This window comes from Cytobacillus depressus (assembly GCF_008923245.1).
Taxonomy (GTDB): domain Bacteria; phylum Bacillota; class Bacilli; order Bacillales; family Cytobacillaceae; genus Cytobacillus; species Cytobacillus depressus.
In genome coordinates this window covers 1-9,140 of record NZ_WBOS01000035.1, presented here as the reverse complement: position 1 = coordinate 9,140, position 9,140 = coordinate 1, and the positions used below count along the sequence as shown (strand labels likewise).

Sequence of the window (9,140 nt, the reverse complement as noted above, 5' to 3'; positions counted from 1 at the left end):
TTTTCAAAGAACTATTTTTTCGAGACAGGATATTAATATATCATCTCGCTCTTAAACTGTCAATCACTTTTTTAAAATAATTTTTTATTTTAGTGGCGACAAGAATATACTTTACAGCATTCCTTATCTAATGTCAACAAATAAATATAATTTATTTTAAAAAATAATTTCTCACTACTTTTTCGTGGTGAGATTTACTATATTACTATCATATTCTTAAAAAATCAATACCTAAATTCATATTTTTTTCTATACTATCTCCACGATACAAAACTATTAACATATAAGTATTGTTTATTTGATGTTTAGTTGCAGTAGCTAACCTATAAATCCAATCTCAACACCACCTCATCCATCTGCTCCTGTGTAATCCCAATATACCTTAATGTCTCCGTCTGGCTTGAATGATTCAGCAACTTTTGAATCATAGCAAGATCAACTCCAGACTTATATGCAAAATAACCAAATGTTTTACGTAAGGAATGAGTCCCAATTCGCTCCTTGATGCCGACCGCGCGGGCAGCCTTATTCAAAATTTCGTATGCATGCTGCCGGCTTATGGCCCCTCCTTTTTGACTTAGAAATAAGGGATCAGAAGGACTAGCATGAGTCCGTTCTTTTTCTATGTATTTTCCTATTAATCTAATAATCTTCTTATTCAATGCAATATAACGAGGCTTTCCAGTTTTCTTTTCCCGTAGTTCAAGCCGATCGACAACCTTCTTTTCTTTCAAAACATCATCTATAAGAAGAGATAGGAGGTCGCTAATACGCAGTCCCGTATTGATACCCAGTACAAATAGAAGTTCATTTCTTAACGATGAAGCACGTAGGATCTTCTTCATCGCCTCGATTTTTTCTTTATCGCGAATCGGCTGGACCGTATTCATAAATCCGACAACCTCCTTCTCCTAATAGGAAAACAATAGATTTTCGATGAAAATTTGATATGTGCTAATTGCTCGCCAATTCCTTATGTACCAACACTCTTCTCTGAATTAAATATCTGACATAACTTGCTTGTGTCAGATTTAATTTTTGTGAAAAAAATACCCACCAATTTTGGCGGGTTAAGCATCTTTAACATAGACAAGCCAACCAAAAGTTTTTCTTAATCTTTCGGCTGCCTTTTCGGCTTCTTGTTTGCTGTTAAATGTTCCGGTCCAAAGACGGTATTTTTTTGTTACAGCTTTGTTTGCCACTGCAGGTTTCACCCCATTTCGTAATTGTGCTAGTGAAAGACCAAACGTTTCCTGGAAGTGAGGGTAATCTCTAAAGCTTGTCCAGTTACCCCCCCACTCAAGGCCGAGTGCTTTCCCTAATTCCCCTACTCGCTTCCATCTATTATCAACGGACCAGTTCGGTATTAATTTGCCGCTAACGATATCACATACACAGAAATCAAAGGCAAGGCCGAAATTATGATAAGAGTACCCCCCGCGGGCATTTGTCACAACTTTTCCTGGCTTAGTACGGCCTTGCTCATATAGATTATTCTGTTCAGCAATCGTTCGTAACCCTTGCGTGATAATAATAAAAATGCCCTCCGAATGAACTTTTTTGATAAGCTGTCTGCCCTTATCTGCAATAGTCGTATGAACGCCAGATAGCTTAGGTTCAGATCTCTGTAAAAGAGTGTTCACATCCATCATTTTCCCTCCATTAATGTTATTTACTTAAGGGACATCGCCAGTTCATGTATGGATTGTGACAGCTGATCCAGCTTCTTTTCCATCCGATGCAGTAAATATAAGCTTACTAGAATCGGAAAGCCTAATTGGCCTATCATAGTAACCCAATCCATATTCTCCACTACTTCCACTCCCTTCTTAAACGTTAAAACGGAAGGTCAAGCACCTTCCGTTACCCAATCAAATTCGCCTTGGCGTATTTGCGCCCAGATTTTTATCGAGCTCGCTCGATAAATTCCTTTAAAAATCGAAAGGCTCGCCGGAGGCTTAACTTTATTCAGCCTAGGCTTGACTCCCTTCTGAATTAGATGCCCATCAGTACTTAACTCAGCAGCTATAGAAGAAGAGACTTTTGCTGAATAAAGTTAAAGCAACTCAATATCTTGAGTATTACGGTCGACTAATCGAGCACTTTTTACACCAACAAGATCTCCATTTGCTGATGTGAAAATATTCGCTTGGACCATCTTCTCCATCGCAGCTTTAATTTCTGCTGGGCTAAGAGGATCCTTTGGGTTTCGAATAGCGACTTTCACCAGTCCTCTTTCTCCATCAAAGTGTAACTCTAATGTTTTAGCCATTTAGATCATCCTCCTTTCTTCTTTTTTCCACCGATTTCTTATTAAACTAAGATATTGGTGTTAACAGTTCTGAATTGGTACGGCAATCCGTTGTACAAATCCGCAATGGCATTGGCAGCTAAAGATAGATCTGCAGGTGTCGCATCGTCCTTGATGTTTGAATAGGTGTAACGCTTTACAATCGGCTTCCCTTTTTCATCCAGACCCTCCTCAATAGCCACAATGAGATTTTTATTGATCAATGATTCACGGTTCATTGAGATTCCCTCCTTTCTTATCGTCACTATATCTCTTCATCTATGGGTCTATCAAAATGGTTAATAAACTGGTTAACACCCGAAACATAAGAATTTGCCCATTTTATATCGATTTTTCCTATTTTAGTGGCAGTTGGAATGAGATAAGTTAAAAAACAAGGCTATGTTAAAGTTCTTGGTTGATTTTGAATAATTCCTTTTTAACAAAAGGGGCACCTCCTAATGACCAAGACGTTGGGAGACATAAGGTGTTATCGGCATTAGCGAAAGAAGATATTAATTCATTCGAAGGAATTGTTGAAGTGGATGAGACCTATTTTCGGGAGAGTTCTTAGAACGTTATTTCACATCGTATATATATAGGAAACGTGGTGGCTCCGCTACTAAAAGAGGTATATCTAATGAACAAGTATGCGTTTTAATAGACGAGACCGAAAGAAGAGCACTTTAGTCTAAGAGTTTTCGGAACGTGGGAAACTGCTAAAACATTGAGACTACGAGAAATAACATTTGATCATTCATGTACCTGATTTTTACATATCACGCTGTTAATACATATGTTACAACCATCGCAAAAGGTAAGTATTACTTTTCAAGAATACATCATATATTTATTTATGAAGGTGTACTGAAGGGAGTTATACCGTTATGCGGCGGATAAAATTTATGATTAAACAATTCCTAAAAGAGCCTTTGTGGTTTAAACTACTAATTTCTGCAACATTACTTATTTCAATTATTTTTAGCAGTTCATTTTTTTCTAATAATGCTTATTTTCAAAGCTGCTCCAAATTAGCTGCGGCAATCTTTTTTTGTGCATATGCTATTAAATTTAGGAGAAATCTTGTAACTTCTGTCATCTTATTTACTTCAGCCGTTTTATGTATTTTTCTATCCATCCTGGCAATATTTAAGTGATTAACGTGACGTTAGTTGAATAATCCATTGTATATTTAATAAACGCTCAGAGCTTTATGCCCTGAGCAATTTTAATGCCAATTATTGTGTATCTAGTTTATTCGAAAGCTAATATTATTTATCCGCAAATTACAATTTTGCACCTCAAAACCGAACCCGTTATCTTATGATTAGCGAGTTAATGTTTATCATCATCAACCTTTATCTTTAACATAGCCAAAAACAAAAAAAGACAGGTATTTACCCTGTCGAAAAAAGCCAGTTCTTTCTATGTGGTTCATGTATTTCGCCAAAGCATAGCTCCATACATCTAGCATTTTTTAATTGCTCAAAACAAAACTTTTCCGAGTGAAAGACACTCACTTCATGATTCATAAACTGAATGATTGTCTTATGAGAGGATTCCTTTGCAAAACCCGAAATCTCCTTAGCTATGAACCAACCTATGCGTGTTTGATGTCCAATTGATTCTCTTACAAAGTAGGGAACCAGTGTGATTCCGTATGAAAGAACGATTGGAACGAGCTTTGTTTTTCCAACTAGTTTCCCGTAGCGCCTTTTATTGGCCGATATGCTCGTGCCGAAATAATATAGAAGCATTTTTAGGAACTTATCACATGGAATATCTAAAATCTCAATCGTGCCATCCTTCATGTAGAATTCGATCGAATCGCCTTTGTTTTCGATGTTTACAGGGATAAATGCCTGGCCTGACGTTAAAAACGCTTCGATTTTGCTCCAGTTCATAAAATCATTCCTTTCTATAAACACTACAAGTACAAAATAAACATCTTTTATAATATTGACTACTTGCCTTGCAATCCCGTAACCCTGAAAAATAGGCGGAAACGCTCCAAATTGTGCAAAAAAGCATGCCTATTTATTGATTGGAGAGCGAAAGTATATAAACACGCAAAGTATGAAATATTTGGCCAAGTGGTCGTTCTACTTAAAAAGATTGTTGTTTTGGTGTTGAATAACTAAATAGTAGCAAAGAAATAAAAGATTAAAAGAATGAAGAAAACAACGTTGGAAGAAATCTAAGATGGTTTATTCCTTTTAACGTATGATCCCCTGACATCTAAATAAGAATGCGCGGTGATAGTCTCTTTAAATTCGTTATCTAGGGTGCTTCGTTAAAGCAATCAGGAATGGGTATGTTCAATACTATAAATACTATCCGTAACTCCTTTCTGCGGATATCGCCACAAATATTCATAATAAATCACTTATTAAAGCTATCTATTTATCATACCATATAGGCTACATCGTAGGTTTGAATATTCAGTGTATTTTCTAGTTATTCGCTTAAATGTTGGATATTTATAGCAAATCTCTTAACATTATCAATTTAATAGTTTAATATTGAATAAAGGAATGAAGAAAAGAAGAAATCAACGTTGGAAGAAAGGAGTGGGTAAGAATGGCTATTACTATCACAATGGGAATTCAAAAAGGAGGCTGCGGAAAGTCTACTACCACTGGGATATTATCTTATTTATTACAAGAAGACGGCTACCGGGTGTTGGCCATTGATATGGACTCCCAGGGCAACCTAACGGAGCTTTTATCCGAGCAGCCATCAAATGAGTTTATAGAAAAATCCGTGCTAGAAGCGATGCAGTATAACGATGTGAAAAGTTACATCGTGCCAATAAGTGAGAACCTTGATTTACTTCCGGCAACCAACTTCTTAGCGACATTGCCACGCTGGATCTACACTGGGAAGACTTACACGGGAGAGACGATCCCTTTCAGCGGAAATCCGAGCTTAATTTTAGATCAAGTTCTTGAGCAAGTGCGCGATGATTATGATTTTATCATTATTGATACGCCGCCATCACTGAGCGAACAAACTACAAACGCACTTTGTGCAAGCGAATATGTGGTTGTCTTATATGAGAGCTCCAACTGGTGCTACTCTGCCATCCCGAACTTTATGGACTCAGTTGTGAGTGCAAATGAATTCGGAAATCGCGATACGAAAGTAATTGGGATTCTTCGAACGTTAAACGATGTGAGGCGCACCGACGCGAAGGCGTTTAATGAAATGATTGAAGAGGATTATCCGAATGATGTGTTTCAAACTGTGATCACACGTAAAGCGCCAACTGGCAGACTGGCTTTATACGGCTTTAATGAGAATCCGGAACTAAGACAAGCATTAGATCAATATAAAAGTTTTTACAAGGAGTTGATTGCACGTGTCAAAGGTCAATGACATCAAGAACATGAAACGTCAGCAAAGAGTCATCACTCCTACACAAGCATTAACGGAAGTAGTAGGAGAAGGAAGCAAACAAGAAACAAACGTTGGTTTAAATAAAGAAATCAACGAAACAAGAAAGGAAGAAAAGAAAGTGGAAAGAAAGCGCGTATCCTTTGATTTACGGACTGATTTACATAAAGAATTAAAGCTGCAGGCGTTAGTGCAGGAGAAGAATATTTACATTTTGATTGAAGAGGCTTTGGAGAGTTATTTGAAGGAAGATAAATAATGATGAAAAAACGAGTAGCATTTGCTATTCGTTTTTTTAACTCTAATTTTCAAATTTGCTTATGATCAAGTTTTCAGATTCACATCTAGGACTTAATTTCAAATAAGGCAAGTAGTAGAAGAGAATAAAAAACGAACGTTGGTTTAAATAAAGAAATCAACGAAACAAGAAAGGAAGAAAAGAATATACGGGAGAATAGTACCCTTTTAGTTATAGACGGATTTCATTAAGAAATTGAAACTACAGACCTTGTTTCGGGAAAAGAATTTCAAAAAGAGGATGTCACTTATACATCCTCTCTTCTGTACTATTGACTTTCTGGTATATTTAATCGCTTAGCAGCTATTTTATAAACTTCATTATCTTCGCGCTTGCCAATGGTAATAATCTCTGCAATTTCTGTCTTATTGCCCACAATCCGATATACAATGCGAATACCCGCATTACGAAATTTAATCTTCCGGCATCCGATTAAATTAATTCCGTGCTTACTTGTTAGATCTTCACCCAATTCATCCGCACGTACTTCTAACTTTGCGAGTGCGACATTGACTAACTTTTTAACCGAACCATCAAGCTTCCGATATTCCTTTTTTGCTTCTTCGATAAAGACTACTTCAAATTTCTTTTCCATAAGTAATTATTCAAATAAATCTTCATCAGAAATCGAGTTTGGATCGATTTTACGGAAGTCTTCAAATTCTTCTTCCCCCATCACTTCTTGGAGGCTATGTCTATGATTCGGATTAGCGTCAGCTTGTTTTAGTCGTTGCGCGATACTCATTTCCCAAGATAGTTCACGAAGCATTTCAAGCTCTCTGTACATTTTTTCATATTGATGATAATCGAGGATAACAGAGTCAATTCGGTTATTTTCAGAAATAAATTGCGGGAGTGTTTTGGCATTTTTGCGCACTTCCCCAAAACGTCTAGATGCTACTGATGCTGGAATCACTTGGTCTACATTAAAACGAGGCTTATCCATTACATCCACCGCCATTCCTTCCATCTCCCTTCAGTATACGTTCATTTGAAGAAAAGTATACAAGTTTTGTTGTAAAATGTACAGTAACTTGTTCAGTATAATTTTACGTAAATTCATCAGTATCGCACACTTAGCAAGTGTGTAATCATGTAAAATGTAGCTCGAAAAAGTATATTCTTATCGATGCCTGGATAGATAATAATAAATAAACCTTCAAAGGAACGTTTATTTCTTCTTTTGTTCTTTTCAACTTTAAAAGCTCCTTCAGTACTATCATAATGAAACTTGGGGCCACACTCTGCTCTCTTCCGAATCATCTTTTGAATTCTCATTCGAGCGTCACCTAAATTCACTATATTCACAGAAGCTTTACATGTACTAGAAAGCAGATGCAGCTTAGAAAAATAAAACATTGTAGATATCGATAGAAGGTATTAATAAAAAAGAAATATTTCTAGGAAGAAACGTTTATTTATTCCTTAGTTAATAGATTTATAGAAACCTTTCTTTTAATATCTAATTGGGGATTCAGTTTCTCTTCGAGTAAGCCTCATGAGTCCTGTTCATAAAAAATAATCACGGCGCGGGAGCACTGTGATTATTTTCCTTGTCTTTATTAATGTAAATGTTAAATTCAAAGGTGGTGAACCAGGTCTCGAACGGGCTGGGAGTGATTCGGAAGGGATCTCCCGACTGTACTTAGGACGGAGTTCACGGTGTGTTGGTGTGTTCTATCCTTTTCATATGAATTTATAGTGACATATGGATGCTTCATGTTAATCCTCTTGCTTGTATGCGAGCATTAATTTTTGCACTATTTCATCTGAAGAAATTGCACCACGAATTTCTTGTTCCATCATATTAGAAAGTAATAAACTTGGCTCATATGGACCATCTATTTGATTAATATTTAGAGCAAATTTCCAGAGTTTTTGTTTATCCTCTAACTTCTCCAATGTTCAACCATCCTTTCCATAATCTTATTTAGTGAATACGGCATCTATTTCTATGACTAAATCAGGAAAAACAAAGGTTTTTAATTCTTGCTCTTTTCCATATGCTTCTTTTTTACGAAAATATCCATCCTCTAACCCGTAAACCTCAATAACCTAATATTTACTTTTGAGTTGCCATATTCCCCATGGCAATAGAAATTCTATTCCAGCTGTTAATTTGATTAATGATTAGAACAAGGTCAACATACTGCTTCTCGTCATAGTGTTCACTCACTCGTTGATAAAGCTCATCTGGAACACGTTTTGTCGGGATTAATGTTACGTGCTCTGCCAACTCTAATGCTACTTTTTCTGCTTCTGTATAGAATTCACACTCTTGCCAAGCACTAACACAGTATATTCTTTGTTCTGTTTCACCCATTTTGCGAGCATCTGCTGTATGCATATTCAAACAATATGCACAGCCATTAATTTGAGAAACACGAATTTTAATAAGCTCACGAAGTTTTCGTTCGATTGCTGTCGTTTTCGTGTACTTCTCCATATCCATCATAATTTTCATACCATCAGGTGCAGTTTCATAGTAAGAAACTCTTTGGCTCATTAGGCAAGACTCCTTTGATTTAGTATAAGACTAATATACCCTTAAAAGAACATTTGTACTATTTTACAAACTAATAAAAAGAGATACATCTTATTTAAAAAAACGTAAGTAACAAGAAGAGAATGAAAAAACGAATATTGGTTTCAATGAAGAAATTCTTGTTACTAAAATCTACTCTTTTAAATTCACGTTTATCACAGATCCAAAAGTTATGTTTAACTCCTCATCTGAAGCAGAAGCGACAATGCTTGCGGCCTCATGGTGCTTTACTGAACAGGAGATTTCAGCAAAGCAAAGCTAACACTACCTGCAAAAGAAGGGATTCGGGACGCGCGTCTAGAATTACAACATGCATATAGACATCGAGTTGAACGTGACGGATATACCTGCCTTTGGCCTTATCAGAAAAAACCGATGAATAAGAGACTTTTGAAGTTATGACTTTGCGCAGGCCGCCTACAAACTATAGCTAATCATGAGTTTTATGATGGTTGGTATGTTGGTGGTTGGATGGTTGATTGACTAAAAGGACATCAAAGTAAAATATAAGTCTTCTAAAAAAGGTTGTAGCTGAAATAATGTTCTCGCAACGGGTCGGACACATGAATTGCCGTGGTTGGTATGTTGGTGGTTGGATGGTTGATTGACTA

Annotated in this window: 13 protein-coding genes and 1 pseudogene; 3 read left to right on the top strand and 11 right to left on the bottom strand. The window is 36.5% G+C overall.

Annotated features, from left to right (window positions below; all coding sequences use genetic code 11):
• Window positions 1-323 precede the first annotated feature (323 nt).
• The 5 genes from F7731_RS26150 to F7731_RS26130 form a co-directional block, all read right to left on the bottom strand.
• Window positions 324-890, bottom strand: a complete 567-nt coding sequence (locus F7731_RS26150) for a site-specific integrase (protein ID WP_151537677.1) — start codon at window positions 888-890, stop codon at window positions 324-326.
• A 180-nt stretch (window positions 891-1,070) separates the two neighbouring features.
• Window positions 1,071-1,649, bottom strand: a complete 579-nt coding sequence (locus F7731_RS26145; protein WP_151537676.1) for a M15 family metallopeptidase — start codon at window positions 1,647-1,649, stop codon at window positions 1,071-1,073.
• 23 nt (window positions 1,650-1,672) lie between these two features.
• Window positions 1,673-1,804: a YvrJ family protein gene (locus tag F7731_RS26140; RefSeq protein WP_151537678.1), complete on the bottom strand. Its 132-nt coding sequence runs from the start codon at window positions 1,802-1,804 to the stop codon at window positions 1,673-1,675.
• A 252-nt stretch (window positions 1,805-2,056) separates the two neighbouring features.
• Window positions 2,057-2,272, bottom strand: a complete 216-nt coding sequence (locus F7731_RS26135; RefSeq protein WP_151537675.1) for a DUF2922 domain-containing protein — start codon at window positions 2,270-2,272, stop codon at window positions 2,057-2,059.
• A 41-nt stretch (window positions 2,273-2,313) separates the two neighbouring features.
• Window positions 2,314-2,529, bottom strand: coding sequence for a DUF1659 domain-containing protein (locus tag F7731_RS26130; protein WP_151537674.1), 216 nt, complete (start codon window positions 2,527-2,529; stop codon window positions 2,314-2,316).
• Between the two features lie 239 nt (window positions 2,530-2,768).
• On the opposite strand from F7731_RS26130, the pseudogene F7731_RS26125 reads away from it, so the two are divergent.
• Window positions 2,769-2,976 (top strand): annotated as a pseudogene (locus F7731_RS26125) (IS1595-like element ISSpps1 family transposase); the annotation flags it as partial.
• Between the two features lie 711 nt (window positions 2,977-3,687).
• On the opposite strand, the gene F7731_RS26120 reads toward F7731_RS26125, so the two are convergent.
• A complete protein-coding gene (locus F7731_RS26120) occupies window positions 3,688-4,194 on the bottom strand; it encodes a competence protein ComK (protein WP_151537673.1) in 507 nt (168 codons plus the stop codon).
• A 676-nt stretch (window positions 4,195-4,870) separates the two neighbouring features.
• Here F7731_RS26120 and F7731_RS26115 point away from each other — a divergent pair.
• On the top strand, window positions 4,871-5,668 hold the full coding sequence (locus F7731_RS26115) for a ParA family protein (RefSeq protein ID WP_151537672.1): 798 nt from the start codon (window positions 4,871-4,873) through the stop codon (window positions 5,666-5,668).
• Window positions 5,652-5,945 carry a hypothetical protein gene (locus tag F7731_RS26110; RefSeq protein ID WP_151537671.1) on the top strand — a complete coding sequence of 98 codons (294 nt, stop codon included), beginning with the start codon at window positions 5,652-5,654 and terminating at the stop codon, window positions 5,943-5,945. The genes F7731_RS26115 and F7731_RS26110 overlap by 17 nt, the downstream gene beginning before the upstream one ends.
• Window positions 5,946-6,252: 307 nt before the next feature.
• Here the strand turns inward: F7731_RS26110 and F7731_RS26105 are convergent, their stop codons facing one another.
• The 5 genes from F7731_RS26105 to F7731_RS26085 form a co-directional block, all read right to left on the bottom strand.
• Window positions 6,253-6,579: a type II toxin-antitoxin system RelE family toxin gene (locus tag F7731_RS26105; protein ID WP_151537670.1), complete on the bottom strand. Its 327-nt coding sequence runs from the start codon at window positions 6,577-6,579 to the stop codon at window positions 6,253-6,255.
• A gap of 6 nt (window positions 6,580-6,585) precedes the next feature.
• Window positions 6,586-6,945 (bottom strand): type II toxin-antitoxin system Phd/YefM family antitoxin, encoded by a 360-nt coding sequence (locus F7731_RS26100; protein WP_151537669.1) that lies wholly within the window; start codon window positions 6,943-6,945, stop codon window positions 6,586-6,588.
• A 101-nt stretch (window positions 6,946-7,046) separates the two neighbouring features.
• Window positions 7,047-7,262: a hypothetical protein gene (locus tag F7731_RS26095; RefSeq protein WP_151537668.1), complete on the bottom strand. Its 216-nt coding sequence runs from the start codon at window positions 7,260-7,262 to the stop codon at window positions 7,047-7,049.
• A gap of 444 nt (window positions 7,263-7,706) precedes the next feature.
• The gene (locus F7731_RS26090; RefSeq protein WP_151537667.1) at window positions 7,707-7,886 is read right to left on the bottom strand and encodes a hypothetical protein; all 180 of its coding nucleotides are present in this window, start codon (window positions 7,884-7,886) and stop codon (window positions 7,707-7,709) included.
• 160 nt (window positions 7,887-8,046) lie between these two features.
• A complete protein-coding gene (locus tag F7731_RS26085) occupies window positions 8,047-8,490 on the bottom strand; it encodes a carboxymuconolactone decarboxylase family protein (protein ID WP_151537666.1) in 444 nt (147 codons plus the stop codon).
• Between the last annotated feature and the right edge of the window lie 650 nt (window positions 8,491-9,140).